Annotated in this window: 14 protein-coding genes; 9 read left to right on the plus strand and 5 right to left on the minus strand. The window is 61.7% G+C overall.

Annotated elements, in window-relative coordinates; translation table 11 throughout:
- Window positions 1-187 precede the first annotated feature (187 nt).
- A complete protein-coding gene (locus C4J88_RS18965) occupies window positions 188-1,750 on the minus strand; it encodes a sigma-54-dependent transcriptional regulator (RefSeq protein WP_124407827.1) in 1,563 nt (520 codons plus the stop codon).
- 257 nt (window positions 1,751-2,007) lie between these two features.
- On the opposite strand from C4J88_RS18965, the gene phhA reads away from it, so the two are divergent.
- The 3 genes from phhA to C4J88_RS18980 all read left to right on the plus strand — a co-directional run bounded on the left by phhA (window position 2,008) and on the right by C4J88_RS18980 (window position 4,448).
- Window positions 2,008-2,799, plus strand: coding sequence for a phenylalanine 4-monooxygenase (phhA, locus tag C4J88_RS18970; RefSeq protein WP_124371427.1), 792 nt, complete (start codon window positions 2,008-2,010; stop codon window positions 2,797-2,799).
- A gap of 99 nt (window positions 2,800-2,898) precedes the next feature.
- The gene (locus C4J88_RS18975; protein WP_124407828.1) at window positions 2,899-3,255 is read left to right on the plus strand and encodes a 4a-hydroxytetrahydrobiopterin dehydratase; all 357 of its coding nucleotides are present in this window, start codon (window positions 2,899-2,901) and stop codon (window positions 3,253-3,255) included.
- Window positions 3,255-4,448 carry an amino acid aminotransferase gene (locus tag C4J88_RS18980; protein ID WP_124407829.1) on the plus strand — a complete coding sequence of 398 codons (1,194 nt, stop codon included), beginning with the start codon at window positions 3,255-3,257 and terminating at the stop codon, window positions 4,446-4,448. Before C4J88_RS18975 ends, C4J88_RS18980 begins: the two co-directional genes overlap by 1 nt.
- Before the next feature lie 208 nt (window positions 4,449-4,656).
- Here the strand turns inward: C4J88_RS18980 and C4J88_RS18985 are convergent, their stop codons facing one another.
- Complete coding sequence (locus C4J88_RS18985) at window positions 4,657-5,466, minus strand: UDP-2,3-diacylglucosamine diphosphatase (protein ID WP_124404870.1); 810 nt, start codon at window positions 5,464-5,466, stop codon at window positions 4,657-4,659.
- Window positions 5,467-5,603: 137 nt separating this feature from the next.
- On the opposite strand from C4J88_RS18985, the gene C4J88_RS18990 reads away from it, so the two are divergent.
- Window positions 5,604-6,353 (plus strand): AraC family transcriptional regulator, encoded by a 750-nt coding sequence (locus C4J88_RS18990; protein WP_124407830.1) that lies wholly within the window; start codon window positions 5,604-5,606, stop codon window positions 6,351-6,353.
- Between the two features lie 94 nt (window positions 6,354-6,447).
- Entirely contained in the window at window positions 6,448-7,329 is an 882-nt protein-coding gene (locus C4J88_RS18995; protein ID WP_124407831.1) for a DMT family transporter, read from the plus strand.
- A gap of 2 nt (window positions 7,330-7,331) precedes the next feature.
- On the opposite strand, the gene C4J88_RS19000 is transcribed toward C4J88_RS18995, so the two are convergent.
- Window positions 7,332-7,619 (minus strand): SelT/SelW/SelH family protein, encoded by a 288-nt coding sequence (locus C4J88_RS19000; protein ID WP_124363804.1) that lies wholly within the window; start codon window positions 7,617-7,619, stop codon window positions 7,332-7,334.
- Window positions 7,620-7,702: 83 nt separating this feature from the next.
- Between C4J88_RS19000 and C4J88_RS19005 the strand changes: the two genes are divergently transcribed.
- Window positions 7,703-9,892, plus strand: coding sequence for a patatin-like phospholipase family protein (locus C4J88_RS19005; RefSeq protein ID WP_124408656.1), 2,190 nt, complete (start codon window positions 7,703-7,705; stop codon window positions 9,890-9,892).
- 132 nt (window positions 9,893-10,024) lie between these two features.
- On the opposite strand, the gene C4J88_RS19010 is transcribed toward C4J88_RS19005, so the two are convergent.
- A complete protein-coding gene (locus C4J88_RS19010) occupies window positions 10,025-10,459 on the minus strand; it encodes a MarR family transcriptional regulator (RefSeq protein WP_065884521.1) in 435 nt (144 codons plus the stop codon).
- Between the two features lie 121 nt (window positions 10,460-10,580).
- Window positions 10,581-12,707, minus strand: a complete 2,127-nt coding sequence (gene recQ / locus C4J88_RS19015) for a DNA helicase RecQ (protein ID WP_124363805.1) — start codon at window positions 12,705-12,707, stop codon at window positions 10,581-10,583.
- Window positions 12,708-12,984: 277 nt separating this feature from the next.
- On the opposite strand from recQ, the gene C4J88_RS19020 reads away from it, so the two are divergent.
- From C4J88_RS19020 to C4J88_RS19030, 3 genes are all read left to right on the plus strand, one after another.
- Window positions 12,985-13,572, plus strand: a complete 588-nt coding sequence (locus C4J88_RS19020; RefSeq protein WP_124363806.1) for a YecA family protein — start codon at window positions 12,985-12,987, stop codon at window positions 13,570-13,572.
- A gap of 20 nt (window positions 13,573-13,592) precedes the next feature.
- Entirely contained in the window at window positions 13,593-13,976 is a 384-nt protein-coding gene (locus tag C4J88_RS19025) for a YbaN family protein (protein ID WP_124367863.1), read from the plus strand.
- Between the two features lie 117 nt (window positions 13,977-14,093).
- A complete protein-coding gene (locus tag C4J88_RS19030) occupies window positions 14,094-17,564 on the plus strand; it encodes a hybrid sensor histidine kinase/response regulator (RefSeq protein ID WP_124367864.1) in 3,471 nt (1,156 codons plus the stop codon).
- The last annotated feature ends 560 nt before the right edge of the window (window positions 17,565-18,124 follow it).

The raw sequence follows: 18,124 nt of genomic DNA on the forward strand, positions 1-18,124 counted from the left end.
GATGAGAGTCGAAAAAACGGCGGACTACTGCCGCTCACGGCAAGCCTCGGCCTTGTAGACGACACAAATCCAATGTGGGAGGGGGCTTGCTCCCGATGGCGGTGGGTCAGTTCATCAATCTGTGGCTGACACACCGCTATCGGGAGCAAGCCCCCTCCCACATTTTTGGACCAAGTTGTGCCAGTTGTTACTTGCCGGCCTTGAGGATTTCGTAATCGCGCAGTTTGTTGGCGATGGTGGTGTGGGATACGTCCAGGCGCTTGCCCAGCTGCCGACTGCTCGGATGCTCGGCATACAGCGCTTCGAGCACGGCCTTTTCAAACCGCCCGACGATGGCGTCCAACCCGCCTTCCAGCGAGAAATCACCAAGCGGCTGGCGCACGCCATAATCCGGCAAGCGAATATGCTCAAGCTTGACCGTCCCGCCCTCGCACAGCGAAACCGCCTGGAACAGCACGTTTTCCAACTGCCGCACATTGCCCGGCCAGTGATAGTGGCTGAGCTTGTCCATCGCGGCAGGCGCCAATTTGGGCAGTGGGCAACCGATCTGCCGACTGGCTTGATCGAGGAAGTGCTCGACCAATGGCCCGAGGCCGTCCAGGCATTCGCGCAAGGGCGGGATATGCAGCGACAGTACGTTCAAGCGGTGATACAGGTCCTGGCGAAATTCGCCACGGGCGCACAGTTCGGACAAGTCGACCTGGGTCGCGCAGATCACCCGCACGTCGAGGTACATCTCTTCATCGCTGCCCACGCGACGAAAGCACCCGTCCTGCAGAAAGCGCAGCAGTTTTACCTGCAGGCGTGCACTCATTTCCCCCACCCCATCGAGAAACAACGTGCCGCCCGCGGTCAGTTCCAGCAGCCCGAGCTTGCCTTCGGCCCGTGCGCCTTCGAACGCGCCGGGGCCGTAGCCAAACAGCTCGGTCTCGGCCATCGACTCAGGCAAGCCCGCACAGTTGAGCGCCATCAATGGCGACTGGCCGCGCGGGCTGGCGAGGTGACAGGCACGGGCCAGCAGTTCCTTGCCGGTTCCGGTTTCGCCTTCTATTAATAGAGGTGCATCCAGCGGCGCCATGCGCCGGGCTTCGCGCACCACGGCGGCCATCACCTTGGAACTCTGGAAGATGCTGTCGAAGCCGCGCAGTTCCTGCTTGCGCACGTTGTAGATACGCTCGCCCACCCGGTCGGCGCGGTGCAGGGTCAACACCGCGCCGGCCATGGCTTCGCTGTCATCGTGTTCGGAGGATTGCAGCGGCGCGATATCCGCCAGGAACACATCGCCCTTGACCTTGACCCGCAGCCCGTTGATCCGCGACTTGCTGGCGCGCACCAGTTCCGGCAAATCGAAGTCTTCGGCGTAGCGCGACAGGGGAATGCCCGGCACTTCATCCACCCGCACCCCGAGCAACTGCGCCGCCGCACGGTTGGCCGCAACGATGGAGCCGCCCATGTCGATGGACAGCACCGGAAACTCCAGGGCGCCCAGCAGCGCATTGAGTTCCATGTGCCGACGCTCGCTGGGCATCAGCCCTACCCTTTTCACGCCGAATACGCCGGCGATCGCCTCAAACTGCGGGCGCAGCGCCTGGAACTGCATGTTCACCAGGTTTGGGCAGAACAGGTAGATGGCATTGCCATGCTCGCCGCCGACCTCGCCCTTGGCGACGTTCACGCCGTACTCCACCAACAGGTTGAGGATGTCCCGCAGGATGCCGATGCGGTTCTGGCAATGCACTTTGATACGCATGAAAAGGCCCGAAAAGTGGGTAGGCGCCGCGTCTTTTTGCCGCTGGGCGCAGATAGTCGTCAAGATTATGTGACAGGTCTGGCGCTTTTCCCAGCCCAAGACAACGACGAGCGCCGCATCCGTAACGAATAGTTTACAAAATTCGGTAATTTTTCCTACTCAAGGGCCTTTGAAGCCGCTGAAAACCTGCGCTGTGCGGGTTATCAATAGACACACAGCAGGACATAACAAGAACGAATGCCTAGCAGGAGAGCCGTATGAAGCAGACGCACTACGTGGCCCGCGAGCCCGATGCGCAAGGTTTTATCCACTACCCGCCGGAAGAACACGCGGTGTGGAACACCCTGATCACACGCCAGTTGAAAGTGATCGAGGGCCGTGCCTGCCAGGAATACCTGGACGGCATCGACAAGCTTGGCCTGCCCCTGGATCGCATCCCACAGTTGGGCGAGATCAACAAAGTGCTGGCCGACACCACCGGCTGGCAAGTCGCCCGCGTGCCGGCGCTGATCCCCTTCCAGACCTTCTTCGAATTGCTCGCCAGCAAGCAGTTTCCGGTGGCGACCTTCATTCGTACCCGTGAGGAACTGGACTACCTGCAAGAGCCGGATATTTTCCACGAGATCTTTGGTCATTGCCCGCTGCTGACCAACCCCTGGTTCGCCGAATTCACCCACACCTACGGCAAGCTCGGCCTCGCGGCCACCAAGGAGCAACGGGTGTACCTGGCGCGCCTGTATTGGATGACCATCGAGTTTGGCTTGGTGGATACCCCAGAAGGCCGGCGCATCTACGGTGGCGGTATTCTGTCATCGCCCAAGGAAAGCGTGTATTGCCTGTCGGACGAGCCTGAACACCAGGCCTTCGACCCGCTGGAGGCGATGCGCACGCCGTATCGCATCGACATCCTGCAGCCGCTGTACTTCGTGCTGCCCGAGCTCAAGCGCCTGTTCGACGTGGCGCAGGAAGACATCATGGGCATGGTCGAGCGCGGTATGCAGTTGGGCCTGCATGCGCCGAAGTTTCCACCAAAGCCCAAAGCCGCGTGACACTTACATTTCGAGGCTAGGTGAGTCTGTTCCCTGGCCGCGCGTTGCTTTAGGGTAACGCCCACTGATCTTCAATCATTCGAATTCAGGACACCCCACATGACCACCTTGAACCAAGCCCATTGCGAAGCCTGCCGCGCCGACGCCCCACAAGTCAGCGATGAAGAACTGCCGGTGCTGATCAAACAGATCCCGGACTGGAACATCGAAGTGCGCGACGGCGTGATGCAATTGGAAAAAATTTTCCTGTTCAAGAACTTCAAGTTCGCCCTGGCCTTCACCAATGCCGTGGGTGAAATCTCCGAAGCCGAAGGCCATCACCCTGGCCTGCTCACCGAATGGGGCAAAGTCACCGTGACCTGGTGGAGCCACTCCATCAAGGGCCTTCACCGCAACGACTTCATCATGGCCGCGCGCACCGATGAAGTGGCCAACAGCGCCGAGGGCCGCAAGTAATGCATTTCGACGCGATTGGCCGCGTGCCGGGCGACCCGATCCTCGGGCTGATGGACCTGTATGCCCAGGATGCCAACCCGAACAAATTCGACCTGGGCGTGGGCGTCTACAAGGACGACCAAGGCCTGACGCCGATTCCGCACTCGGTAAAACTCGCCGAGCAACGCCTAGTCGATAGGCAAACCACCAAGACCTACATCGGCGGTCACGGCGATGCAGCGTTCGGCGCACTGATCAGCCAACTGGTGCTTGGCGCCGATTCGGCGCTGCTGCGTGAACAGCGTGCCGGCGCCACCCAGACGCCAGGCGGCACCGGGGCCCTGCGCCTGAGCGCCGACTTTATCGCCCACAACCTGCCCGGCCGTGGCGTGTGGCTGAGCGACCCGACCTGGCCGATCCATGAAACCATTTTCGCCAAAGCCGGGCTGAAGGTCAGTCACTACCCTTATGTGGGCAGCGACAATCGCCTGGATGTGGAGGCGATGCTTGCCACCCTGTCCAGCGTGCCCGAGGGCGACGTGGTCTTGCTGCACGCCTGCTGCCATAACCCGACCGGCTTCGACCTGTCCCAGGATGACTGGCGCCAAGTGCTGCAGATTGTGCGGGAGCGCCAATTGCTGCCGCTGATCGATTTTGCCTACCAAGGCTTTGGCGACGGCCTGGAGCAGGACGCCTGGGCGGTGCGCTTGTTCGCCGCCGAACTGCCGGAAGTGTTGATCACCAGTTCGTGCTCGAAGAACTTTGGCTTGTACCGCGACCGCGTTGGCGCCTTGATCGTGTGTGCGGCCGATGCGCAAAAGCTCGTAGATGTGCGCAGTCAACTGGCCAATATCGCGCGCAATTTGTGGTCGACACCGCCGGACCATGGTGCCGCCGTGGTCGCGACCATCCTAGGCGATGCCGCGCTGAAACAGCAGTGGAGCGATGAAGTGGAGGCCATGCGTTCGCGCATCGCCCAGTTGCGCGCCGGGCTGGTGGACGCGCTGGCGCCCCACGGCTTGGCCGAGCGGTATGCGCATATCGGGACGCAGCGTGGGATGTTTTCCTATACCGGGTTGAGTGCCGAACAGGTCCAGCAACTGCGTGAAAAGCACAGTGTGTATATGGTCAGTACGGGACGGGCCAACGTGGCGGGGGTGGACGCCACGCGCTTGACGCTGCTGGCCCAGGCCATCGCCGACGTCTCCAACTGAATAAACCGGGAACTAAATGTGGGAGGGGTTAAGGCTTTTTGTAGGAGCGAGCTTGCTCGCGAAAAACTCACAGGCACCGCGTTCATTCAGGAAGCACGCGTTATCGTTGACATTTTTCGCGAGCAAGCTCGCTCCTACAGAGGGCGGTGTACGTTTGACTGAATGGCATTAGGGCTTGCCCCCTCCCACATTTGGATTGAGTTGACCTCTAGCCTGCAACCATTTCGGCTTTGAGCAGCGCCTCTTTGGCCTGGGCATCCGCCAGCCGATACAACTCGATATGCCCATCCCAGTGCTCGATCAACGCCGTGCACGACTCCACCCAATCGCCGCAATTGAGGTAATCCACCTCCCCCACCTTGCGGATTTCGGCATGGTGAATATGCCCGCACACCACCCCGTGCAGCTCACGCTTGGTCACTTCGTGGGCGATGGCCTCTTCGAAATCGCTGATAAAACTCACGGCGGTTTTCACCTTGTGTTTCAAGTACGCCGACAGCGACCAATAACCATAGCCATAGCGCGCTCGCCAGTGATTGAGCCAGCGGTTCAGGGTGAGGGTGAATTCGTAGGCCGAGTCGCCCAGGAAGGCGAGCCAGCGGTGATAACGGGTGATCACATCGAACTGATCGCCATGGATCACCAGCAGATGGCGACCGTCGGCGGTCACGTGCACGGCCTCGTCCACCAGTTGGATATTGCCCAGGATCAGCTTGGAATAGCGTCTTAGAAACTCGTCATGGTTGCCGGTGACGTAGATCACCTCGGTGCCGCGTTTGGCCATGGTCAGCAGGCGGCGAATGACGTTGGTGTGGGCTTGCGGCCAATACATGCCGCCACGCATTTTCCAGCCATCGATAATGTCGCCGACCAGATACACCTTGTCGGCGTGGTAGCCCTTGAGAAAGTGCGACAAGTGCTCAGCCTGGCAATCCCGAGTGCCCAGATGCACGTCGGAAATCCACAGGGTACGCACCCGTTGCTTGCGGCTGGGCTTGGCGAATTCGGCACGGGTCATGGGTGTCCCTCGACGCTGTTTTCGCGAGCTTGCGCCCTGGCAGTGAATAGCCCATGACAGCTGTGCTTCAGTCTGATGACAACGCTTGGCCGCCCTTAAGCGATGTAGACTGGGGACTTGCCGCCCAGGAGAGCGCAATGAGCCCCAGTCTTACGCTTCGCCAGTACACCGATGCCCCCATCGCCCATAGCCATGACCATGCACAATTAGTGTTCGGCCTGTCCGGGCGCCTGGATTTCGAAGTGGATGGCTGCGGTAACCAAGTGCAGGAAAGCAGCGTGATGATCCTGCCCTTTGCCGCTCACCACGCCTGCGGCAGCCGCGAGGGTAGCCGCTGCCTGGTGCTGGATGTGCCAACCGAGCATTGGCTGTTGCAAACATTGGGTGACCACGCCGATGCCAGTCGCCGCCTGCTCGACCGGCCGGCCCGACTGGCGCTGGATTCGCGACAGCACCAGTTAGTGCAATGGCTGGCTGGCAGCCCGATACATGATCCAGTGATCGCCCAGCAAGGCGCGTTGCTGCTGCTCGCCAGCCTCAATCATCCGCAGGCGATGCCACCACCGGGGCGGCGCCTACCTTATGCCGCGTTCAACGCGCATATCGAACGCCACGCCGCTCACCCGCTGCATGTCGCGGATCTGGCACGGATTGCCTGCCTGTCGGTTACGCGTTTGCACGCGCGCTTCATGGTCGAATGCGGGCAGACCCCCATGGATTACGTGCGCAACCAGCGCCTGCAAATGGCATTGACCCTACTGCGCGAGACGCCGCTGCCCGTTGGTGAGATCGCCGCACGCGTGGGGTACCGCTCGCAAAGTGCCTTCGCTGCAGCCATGTTGCGCGAGTTTGGCGCCTCGCCGGGCACAATGCGGCGAACGTCATAGGAAGAGTTTCGCGCTAAAAATCGCGAGCCGCACGACAGACACCCCTTTCGCCAAACCTCTAGACTGGTTGTCACTTCCGTTGGTAGGCATCGCAATGACTCCCCGCTCAGCCCTCGGCGCCCTGCATATCGGCGCATTGATGTTTGGCCTCACCGGTGTATTCGGCAAACTGGCGGTCGCCTCACCGTCCATCATCGTATTCGGGCGGGCCGCATTTGCGGTGATTGCCCTGGCGGTCTTCGCGCGCTTTGCCAGCAATGCGCCCTGGAAAAACCTGCAGATGCGCGACTGGCGCCGCCTGCTGGTCAGCGGCGTGCTGCTTGCCGCGCACTGGGTGACATTCTTCATCGCGGTCAAGGTCGCCGGGGTGGCGGTGGCAACGTTGGGGTTTGCCGCCTTCCCGGCCTTCACGGTGATCCTTGAAGGGCTGATCTTCCGCGAGCGGATTCGCGCCAATGAAATGGTGCTGGTAGCGCTGGTCAGCATCGGCCTGGTTCTGGTGACCCCGGACTTCAACCTGGCCAGCGACGCCACGGGCGGCTTGCTCTGGGGCATCGCATCGGGGCTGCTGTTCGCCTTGTTGTCATTGAACAACCGCGCCAGCTCCGGACGCATTCCGGCGGTACAGGCCGCGTTGTGCCAGAACGTGGTGGTCGCAGTCTGCCTGCTGCCCGTGGCGGCACCGGGGCTTGCGGACGTGCGTGCGCTGGACTGGCTGTGGATCGGCCTGCTGGGCGTGTTCTGTACCGGCCTGGCCCATAGCCTGTTTGTCGCCAGCCTCGCGGTGATCAAGGCGCGCACCGCGTCGGTGGTGTTTGCCATGGAACCGGTCTATGGCATCACCGTGGCCTGGCTACTGTTCGCCGAGACGCCCACCCTGCGCATGCTGCTGGGCGGCGCGCTGATTATCGTCGCCATCGTGCTTTCCGGCCTGATGGGCAGCGCCAGCCAGGCCAAGCAGCCGGCCGCAACCTGACTTCACGGCGTACGGTCGTTATGCCCAAGGTCGCGCTGCGGGTCGATCTGATCGCGCACGCGCTGCTTGAGCACCTTGGCCTCCGGGAAGCCGCCATCGGCCTTGCGCTCCCAGATCTGTACGTTGTCGCACGTGATGCGAAACGCGCCGCCGGTTGAGGGCGCCAGGGACACCTTGGCTAAATCCTCGGCAAACGTACTCAACAATTCCTGGGCCAGCCAGGCGGCACGCAACAGCCACTGACACTGGGTGCAATAGGTGATGACGATCTCGGGTTTGCTTGCGGACATAACGTGAAAGGCTCCTGCGTGACGGCGTCAGTGGATCGCATGGCTATAATACCGGCCTTTATCGCCCAGCCTCGAGATTCATGATGCGCCGCCTGTTGTCCTGCCTGTTCCTCTGCCTGCTCCCCCTTCTCGCCGCCGCCGTTGAAAGCCCACGCCCGAAAATCGGCCTGGTGCTGTCGGGCGGCGCCGCCCGTGGCCTGGCCCATATCGGTGTGCTCAAGGCGCTGGAAGAACAAGGCATCCAGGTTGACGCGATTGCCGGCACCAGCATGGGCGCGGTAATTGGCGGGCTGTACGCCTCGGGTTACAAGATCGACGAGCTGGAGAAGCTCGCCCTGAATATCGACTGGCAACAGGCATTGTCCGACGCACCGCCCAGGGAAGACGTGCCGTTCAGGCGCAAGCAGGATGACCGCGATTTCCTGGTCAAACAGAAACTCAGCTTTCGCGACGACGGCAGCCTCGGCCTGCCGCTGGGCGTGATCCAGGGCCAGAATCTGGCATTGCTGCTGGAAAGCATGTTCGCCCACAGCAGCAACACGCGTAACTTCGACAAGCTGCCGATTCCGTTCCGGGCCGTGGCCACCGACATTACCACCGGCGAAAAAGTCGTGTTCAGCAAGGGCCACCTGCCCCAGGTGATACGCGCCAGCATGTCGATCCCCGCCGTGTTCGCCCCGGTAGAGCTGGACGGGCGCCTGCTGGTGGACGGCGGCATGACCGACAACATTCCCTTGGACGTGGCGCGGGAAATGGGCGTCGACATCGCCATCGTGGTGGACATCGGCACACCGCTACGCTCACGCAAGCAATTGGCGACCGTGGTCGATGTGCTCAACCAGTCCATCACCTTGATGACCCGGCGCAATTCCGAGGAACAACTCAAGGCCTTGCACCCCAGGGACGTGTTGATCCAACCGTCCCTGGCAGCCTACGGCGTGACGGATTTCGGCCGCGCCAAGGACATGATCGATGCCGGCTACCGCGCCACGCGTGCCCTCGACCTGCGCCTGGCGCACCTGCGCCCCGCCGAACCGGTAGACCCGCAACTGACCGCCGCGCGCACGCCCGGCGAACGCACCCCGATCATTACCGCGATCAAGGTGGAAAACGACTCCAAAGTCAGCGACGACGTGATCCGCTATTACATCCGCCAGGAGCTGGGCGAACCGCTCAACCTCGGCCGCCTGCAATCGGACATGGGCACGCTGTACGGCCTCGACTACTTCGAACAGGTGCAATACCGCGTGGTGAAAAAGGCCAAGGACAATACCCTGGTCATCAGCGCACGCGGCAAGCGCAGCGGCACCGACTACCTGCGCCTGGGTTTGAACCTGTCGGATGACATGCGCGGCGACAGCGCCTTCAACCTTGGCGCCAGCTACCGGATGAACGGTATCAACCGCCTCGGCGCCGAATGGCTGACGCGGGTGCAGATCGGTGATCGCCAGGAGCTGTACAGCGAGTTCTACCAACCCATGGACACAGGCTCGCGCTACTTCGTCGCGCCCTACATCCGTGCCCAGGCGCAGAATGTCGAGCTGATCATGGACAACGACCCCATCTCGGAATATCGGCTGGAGCGCTACGGTTTCGGCTTGAACGTCGGGCGCCAGATCGGCAACAGCGGCGAGATTCGCTTTGGCGTGGGCGAAGCCTGGGGCAAGGCGGACGTGCGTATCGGCGACCGCGACCTGCCGAGCGTGAGTTTCAGTGAGGGCTTCTATGAGCTGAAATACTCATTCGACTCTTTCGATAACGTGTACTTCCCGCACACCGGCGAAGACATCGCCCTGGCTTACCGTGAGTTCGAGCCGGGGCTGGGTTCCGACCAGCGCTACCGCCAGTGGGAGTTCAAGCTGGACAAAGCCATGAGTCACGGCCCCGACACGCTGATCCTGGGCGGACGCTACGGACGCACCCTGGATAAATCCGACGTGGTGATCTCCAGCTTCCTGTTGGGTGGCGCACGGCAATTGTCAGGCTTTCGCGAGGACGCGATCTCGGGCCAGAACGTCAGCCTGATGCGCGCGGTGTACTACCGCCGGCTGACACCGCGCTCGTACCTGCCGCTGGATTTCCCGTTGTACCTGGGAGCCTCGGTGGAACGGGGTCGGGCGTGGAACAACGACAACCAGTTCGACAGCGGGTATATCAACGCGGCGAGTGTTTTCCTGGGCTTCGATACACCGCTGGGCCCGCTGAATTTCAGCTATGGATTCAATGATGACAACCAGAAAGCGGTGTATCTGAACCTGGGCCAGACTTTCTGACACAACGCAGAATAAAAAATGTGGGAGGGGGCTTGCTCCCGATGGCGGTGTGTCAGTCAATGAATACCTGACTGACACTCTGCCATCGGGGGCAAGCCTCCTCCCACACTTTGATCGTCGTTGTGTCAGGAATCAGGACTTTTCCAGATTCGCCAAAATGTGCCCGTGCACGCGCATGCATACGCGCAAATCCTCTTCGTCCACCCCAACAAACAGTTCATGGCGCAACGCCGTGGCAATGGTCTCGATCTGGTCGATGAGGGGCCGAGCGGTATCACACAACAGGATACGTTTGGCGCGACGGTCTTCCACTACTGCCTGGCGTTGAACCAGGCCTTGCCCTTCCAGGCTGTCGAGCAGACGCGCCAGGGTCGGTCCTTCTACCCCGACACTTTGTGCCAGTTCACGCTGAGTCGGTGCTTCGGTAAAACGGGCCAGGTGCAGCAGCACCAGCCATCGCGCCTGGGACAAGCCCAGCCCCGCGAGACGGCGATCCAGCTCGGCGCGCCAACCTCGGGACATTTGCGCCAACTGCATGCCAAATCGGTGTTGATCGGTTAACGGCATAAAAAACTCATGTTTTAGACTGAAAACAAAGTGTGGCTAATTATTAGTCAGCTAAGCATGAGCCATGCCAGTAGGCAAGGCCCCGTATGTACTGATTCGTTACATTGTCGTAATTGGCACACTAAATTTCGAATTCAGACTGCAAAGCGGCGCGTACGCAGTACAAAACGCCCTCGGGAACACGCCCGGTAAACAACGGCGCGATTTCCGCGACAGGTGGCAATTCGCCTTCCCCGTCGAGAAATGCATCCTGGATTTCACCGAGCAAATCTTCAGGCAAATCAAGAGCCTGCTCCAACGACAATTGCTGCTTGCCGATGGCTTCGGCCAGCAACGTATACACGTTCTTTTCCGAGCATTGCAGCTGGCCGGCGATCTGGATCGGGGTCATGCCGGCGCGAGCCAGGCTGATCAGCTCGTGGCGAATATCGGCGATTTCCTTCGGTGCTTCGACCTGGCCGCCGAGTACTTCGAGGAATGCCTGGCCATAACGCTCCAGCTTGCGCGCTCCCACACCGCTGACCCTGGCCATCTCGGCCATGGTGGTGGGCTGCTCGCGAAGCATCTCCAGCAATGTGGAGTCAGGGAAGATGACATACGGCGGCACGCTGTGTTCCTGCGCCAGTTTGCGCCGCAGGGTACGCAAGGCTTCCCACTGTTCGCGCTCTTCGCCACGCACCAGCTGGCTGGCCTGGCTGGTGCTGCTCTTGGCGGTGGTCTGCGGCTTGAGGTCGCGGCGCAGCTCCAGGCTGACTTCGCCCTTGAGCAAAGGCCGGCAACTGTCGTTCAAGCGCAGGCCGCCGTAGCCTTCGATATCGATGTCGACCAGCCCGCGCGCGACCATCTGGCGGAACAGCGAGCGCCATTCGCCTTCGGCGCGGGCCTTGCCGACGCCGTAGACCGAGAGTTTCTCGTGGCCGAAGCTGCGGATTTTTTCGTTGTCCTTGCCCAGCAACACATCCACCAGATGGCCCACGCCATAGCGCTGGCCGGTGCGGTAGATCGTCGACAATGCCTGGCGCGCCGGCTCGGTGGCGTCCCAGGTCTGCACACCGTCGATGCAGTTGTCGCAGTGGCCGCACGGTTGCGGCATGTCTTCGTCGAAATACGCCAGCAGCGTCTGGCGGCGGCAGCGGGTCTCTTCGCACAGCGAGAGCATGGCGTCGAGTTTGTGCTGCTCCAGGCGCTTGTGGCGCTCATCGCCTTCGGAGTTCTGCAGCATCTGCTTGAGCATCACCACATCTTGCAGGCCGTAGACCATCCAGGCATCCGCCGGCAGGCCGTCACGGCCGGCGCGGCCGGTTTCCTGGTAGTAGGCCTCGAGGGACTTGGGCAGGTCCATGTGCGCCACGAAACGCACGTTGGACTTGTCGATCCCCATGCCGAAGGCGATGGTCGCCACCATGATCAGGCCTTCCTCGTTGAGGAAGCGCTTCTGGTGTGCCGAGCGCGTTTCATTGGGCAAACCGGCGTGATAAGGCAGCGCCGGGTAGCCTTGTTCACAGAGGAACGCGGCGACTTCATCGACCTTCTTGCGTGACAGGCAATAGACGATACCCGCGTCGCTGCGCCGTTCCGAGAGGAAGGCCAGCAACTGCTTGCGCGGCTGCTCCTTGGGCACGATGCGGTAGAAAATATTCGGCCGGTCGAAGCTCGACAGGAAGCGCTCGGCGTTCTGCAAATGCAGGCGCTCGACGATCTCTTCGCGGGTACGCTTGTCGGCGGTGGCGGTCAGGGCGATACGCGGCACATCAGGGAACAGCTCCGCCAGTTGGCCCAGCTGCAGGTACTCGCGGCGGAAATCGTGGCCCCACTGCGATACGCAGTGAGCTTCGTCGATGGCGAACAGGGCAATTTCCAGGCTCTGCAGGAATGCCAGCATGCGCGGCTGCACCAGCCGCTCCGGTGCCAGGTAGAGCATCTTCACTTCGCCGCGCTTGATCCGCGCCGCCAGGTCGCGCTGCTGCTCGGCACTCAGGGTGGAGTTCAAGGCAGCGGCGGCGACACCGAGTTCTTCCAGGGTGGCAACCTGATCGTCCATTAACGCGATCAGCGGAGACACCACCACGGCCAGGCCATTGCGCAACAGTGCCGGCACCTGGAAACACAACGACTTGCCACCACCGGTCGGCATCAGCACCAGGGCATCGCCGCCATTGGCCACGCGCTCAATGATCGCACCCTGGCGGCCACGAAAACTGTCGTAGCCGAAGATGTCCTTGAGGACGCGTTGAGCCTGCTCGAGCATGTAAAACTCCAAAATGGTGCGCAAATCCCTCTGTACAGGCTGGCCGAAAAAACCCGCTTTCATGGAAAATAATCCGTAAGCGAAGTTTTCCCGGAGTGCTGCATGGCCTGCAGGGGCATCACAAAACGCGGCAGTATACCCGAGCGTTCACCGGCAAAGGGCGCGACTGACGAATAGAGCGCCTCTGTCTAAAACCGGGCAAAAATGCCGTGCGGCTGGCCTGGGCGCTCAAGAAAGCCTAGAATTCAGCATCGTTTATTCCCAAGGTAGCCCTTCAATGTCCTTCGCTGAGCAACTAACCCGCCTGCAAGCCTTCCTCGACGCCGATGAGCTGCATGACGAGGCGCTGGACTACGTGGCCGCCCACGGCTACCTGACCGCCCTGTCGATCTGCTCTGAAGACGTGCCCGAGCGTGAATGGATCGACGCGCTGTTCGCCGAAGAACCTCACTACGCCGACGACGCCCAGCGCGAAGAAATCGAAGCCACCCTGCTGGCCCTCAAGGCCCACATCGGTCGCCAACTGGCCTCCGATGAAGAATTCGAGCTGCCTTGCGAGCTGGACCTGGGTGAAGACCCGGACGACTCCGACCTGCGCGGCTGGTGCATTGGTTTCATGGAAGGCGTATTCCTGCGCGAAGCCGCCTGGTTCGAAACCGCCGAGGAAGAAGTCAGCGAAATGCTGCTGCCGATCATGGTCGGTTCGGGCCTGTTCGACGACCAGCCGGAGTTTTCCGATATCGCCGCCGACGCCAACCTGATGGACGATATGATCGTGCAGATCCCCGAAGCCCTCACCGCGCTGTACCTGCTGTGCAATGCGCCTGACGAAAAACCGGCGATCCTCAAGCCACGTCACCACTGAGTCGCTTGCCCGTGGACCCCATGGGCAAGCGTTCGCCGCTCCTGCGTTACGCGCTGCTGGCCGTCGGCTGGCTTAGCGTAGCGCTTGGGGTGATCGGCATTTTCCTGCCGGTATTGCCGACTACACCCTTTCTCCTGCTGGCTGCCGCCTGCTTCGCTCGAAGCTCCCCGCGTTTCTACCACTGGCTGGTGGACCACCCGCGCCTGGGCCCGTGGATTCGTGATTACCTCGACGGTAACGGCATCCCGCTCAAGGGCAAGGTCTATGCCATCGGCTTGATGTGGCTGAGCATCGCCATTTCCTGCTACCTGGTGCCGTTGCCGTGGGCACGGGGCTTCATGCTGACCAGCGCAGTGCTGGTGACGATTTACATCCTGCGCCAGAAAACTCTGCCCCCGCGCTGAACGCGCCTGCGACATTCGCCCTCACACGACCTTGGTCGACACTGACTAACCCCAGGCATCATGCGAGACTGTCCAACCGGGCCCGGAATGCCCGGTGTTCTTATGCTCGGAGTTACCATGACGCTGTCCAGCGGGCTGATCGCCGCCGTTGCCCTGGCCTATATGGCCATCATGTTTGCCATCGCCTTTTACGGTGACCGTCGCCATGCGCCGCTGCCGCCGCGCGTGCGTGCGTGGGTCTATAGCCTGTCGCTCGCCGTGTATTGCACCAGCTGGACCTTCTTCGGCGCCGTAGGCCAGGCTGCCGAACAGCTTTGGGCGTTCTTGCCGATCTACCTGGGACCGGTGCTGTTGCTGGTGCTGGCGCCCTGGGTGCTGCAGAAGATGATTCTGATCAGCAAGCAGGAAAACATCACCTCCATCGCCGACTTTATCGCCGCGCGCTACGGCAAATCCCAATCCCTGGCGGTCGTGGTCGCGTTGATCTGCCTGGTTGGGGTACTGCCCTATATCGCCCTGCAGCTCAAGGGCATTGTGCTCGGCGTGAACCTGTTGATCGGCTCCGGGCCCGACACCACGGGCACCCGGGCCCAGGACACCGCGCTGATCGTGTCGCTGGTGCTGGCGCTGTTCACCATTGTGTTTGGTACGCGCAACCTCGACGCCACCGAACACCACCGGGGCATGGTGCTGGCGATTGCCTTTGAATCCTTGGTCAAGCTGTTCGCGTTTCTGGCGGTCGGTGCGTTTGTGACCTACGGGCTGTACGACGGTTTCGGCGATCTGTTCAGCCAGGCGATGCTTGCACCGCGCCTGGAGGAATATTGGAAAGAGACCATCAACTGGCCGTCGATGGTGGTGCAGACCGGCGTCGCGATGATGGCGATCATCTGCCTGCCCCGGCAATTTCATGTGACGGTGGTGGAGAATATCGACCCGCAGGACTTGCGCCTGGCCAAATGGGTGTTCCCGGCGTATTTGATCCTTGCCGCGTTGTTCGTGGTGCCCATCGCCCTGGGCGGCAAGATGCTGTTGCCCGGTTCGGTACTGCCGGACTCCTACGTGATCAGCCTGCCGATGGCCGAAGCCCACCCGGCCCTCGCGGTACTTGCGTTCATCGGCGGCGCCTCGGCGGCCACCGGCATGGTGATCGTGGCCAGCATCGCCTTGTCGACCATGGTCTCCAACGACATGCTGCTGCCCTGGCTGTTGCGCCGCTCCAGCGCCGAACGGCCCTTTGAAGTGTTCCGCCATTGGATGCTGTCGGTGCGCCGGGTCAGCATCGTGATCATCCTGTTACTGGCCTATGTGAGCTACCGGCTGCTGGGCTCCACCGCAAGCCTGGCGACCATCGGCCAGATCGCCTTTGCCGCCGTGACCCAATTGGCACCGGCGATGCTCGGCGCGCTCTACTGGAAGCAGGCCAACCGGCGCGGGGTTTTTGCGGGCCTGGCGGCGGGGACCTTCCTGTGGTTCTACACCCTGGTCCTACCGGTGACCGCGAAAAGCCTGGGCTGGTCGCTGAGCCTGTTCCCCGGCCTGACCTGGATGCACTCGCACCCGTTCGGGTTTTCCGTGACCTCACTGACCTTGGGCACCGTATTCTCGCTTGCCGGTAATTTCACGCTGTTCGTGTGGGTGTCGATGCTGTCGCGCACGCGGGTGTCCGAGCATTGGCAGGCCGGCCGCTTCATCGGCCAGGAAACCAGCCAGCGCACCAGCGCCCGCTCCATGTTGTCGGTACAGATCAGCGACCTGCTCAGCTTGTCCGCACGCTTTGTCGGCGAAGAACGGGCGCAGCAGAGCTTTATCCGTTTCGCCTATCGCCAGGGCAAAGGCTTCAACCCCAACCAGAATGCCGACAACGACTGGATCGCCCACACCGAGCGTTTGCTGGCGGGCGTGCTCGGTGCGTCCTCGACGCGAGCAGTGGTGAAAGCGGCGATTGAAGGACGGGAAATGCAGTTGGAGGACGTAGTACGCATCGCCGACGAGGCGTCCGAGGTACTGCAGTTCAACCGTGCCTTGCTGCAAGGCGCGATCGAGAACATCACCCAGGGCATCAGCGTGGTTGACCAGTCGCTCAAGCTGGTGGCCTGGAACCGACGCTACCTGGAGCTGTTCAACTACCCCGACGGCTTGATCAGTGTCGGCCGGCCGATTGCCGACATTATTCGCTACAACGCCGAGCGCGGCCTGTGCGGCCCCGGTGAAGCCCAAGTGCATGTGGCGCGACGCCTGCACTGGATGCGCCAGGGCCGTGCGCATACCTCCGAGCGCTTGTTCCCCAACGGGCGCGTGATCGAGCTGATCGGCAATCCGATGCCCGGTGGCGGTTTCGTCATGAGTTTCACCGACATCACCGCGTTCCGCGAAGCCGCACAAGCGCTGACCGAGGCCAATGAAGGCCTGGAACAACGGGTGACCGAGCGCACCCATGAACTGTCGCAACTCAATGTCGCGTTGACCGAGGCCAAGGGTGTGGCCGAATCCGCCAGCCAGTCGAAGACCCGCTTTCTGGCGGCCGTCAGCCATGACTTGATGCAACCGCTGAACGCCGCGCGGCTGTTCTCCGCCGCCCTCTCCCACCAGCACGAAGGCCTCTCGAGCGAGGCCCGGCAACTGGTGCAGCACCTGGACAGTTCACTGCGCTCGGCCGAGGATCTGATCAGCGACCTGCTGGATATCTCGCGCTTGGAAAACGGCAAGATCAATCCCCAACGCCAGCCGTTTGTCCTCAACGAGCTGTTCGACACCCTGGGCGCCGAATTCAAGGCACTCGCCCATGAACAGGGTTTGCGCTTTCGTTTGCGCGGCAGTCGCCTGCGGGTGGACAGCGACATCAAATTGTTACGACGGATCCTGCAGAATTTCCTGACCAACGCCTTCCGCTATGCCGATGGCCCGGTGCTGCTGGGCGTGCGTCGCCGCCAGGGCCAATTGTGCCTGGAAGTCTGGGACCGTGGCCCTGGCATCCCGCCGGATAAACAGAAAGTGATTTTCGAAGAGTTCAAGCGCCTCGACAGTCACCAGACCCGCGCCGAAAAGGGCCTGGGCCTGGGCCTGGCGATCGCCGACGGTTTGTGCCGCGTGCTGGGCCACCGCCTGAGCGTACGTTCATGGCCGGGCAAGGGCAGCGTGTTCAGCGTGCGTGTGCCGCTGGCCCGCAGCCAGGTCAGCCCGCAGCCAAAGGCCACCGTAGAAAACGGCGTGCCCTTGAGCGGCGCACGGGTGCTGTGTGTGGACAACGAGGAAAGTATCTTGATCGGCATGCGCAGCCTGCTGACGCGCTGGGGCTGCGAAGTCTGGACCGCCACCGGCCAGGCCGAGTGCGCGGCCCTGTTGGCCGAAGGCATGCGCCCGCAACTGGCGCTGGTGGATTATCACCTGGACCACGGCGAAACCGGCACCGAACTGATGAGTTGGCTGCGGGCGCAATTGGCCGAGCCGATTCCCGGCGTGGTGATCAGTGCAGACGGGCGCCCGGAAATGGTGGCGCAGGTGCATGGAGCAGGGCTGGATTATCTGGCCAAGCCGGTGAAGCCGGCGGCGTTGCGGGCGCTGTTAAGTAGGCACCTGCCTCTGTAGACGGGATGTACTCGGTAAAAATGTGGGAGGGGGCTTGCCCTAATGCCAGTCAGTTAAGGCTTTTTGTAGGAGCGAGCTTGCTCGCGAAGAACTCACAGGTACCGCGTTCATTCAGAAAGCACGCGTTATCGTTGACGTTTTTCGCGAGCAAGCTCGCTCCTACAGACGGCGGTGTACGCTTAACTGACAGGCATTAGGGCTTGCCCCCGATGGCGGCCTGACAGCCGACCAGGATGTTGGATCAAGACGAGTACATATCCGTTGCTGCGGTAACGGCTGCTATGGGTTCCGCCCTTACGGCGTCTCACTTTTGAAAAGCGCAAAAGTAAGCAAAACGCTCTTGCCCCACCACTCGGCACCTCGCCTAGGCTCGGTGTGCCCGTAATCCGACATTGATTTGGGGGGCCGCCGCCACGCGCCATCCATGGCGCGGGGCGGCTAAACCGGCATCCCTGCCGGTTTACCCCCCAAATCACTGTCGAATTCCGGCCAGCGTGGTTTAACGGGGCGCCTAGATCAAGAGCAAGATCAAGAGCGGCTCGCTTCGCATCGTGGTTACC

Origin of the sequence: Pseudomonas sp. R4-39-08 (assembly GCF_003852275.1) — a bacterium.
Lineage (GTDB): Bacteria > Pseudomonadota > Gammaproteobacteria > Pseudomonadales > Pseudomonadaceae > Aquipseudomonas.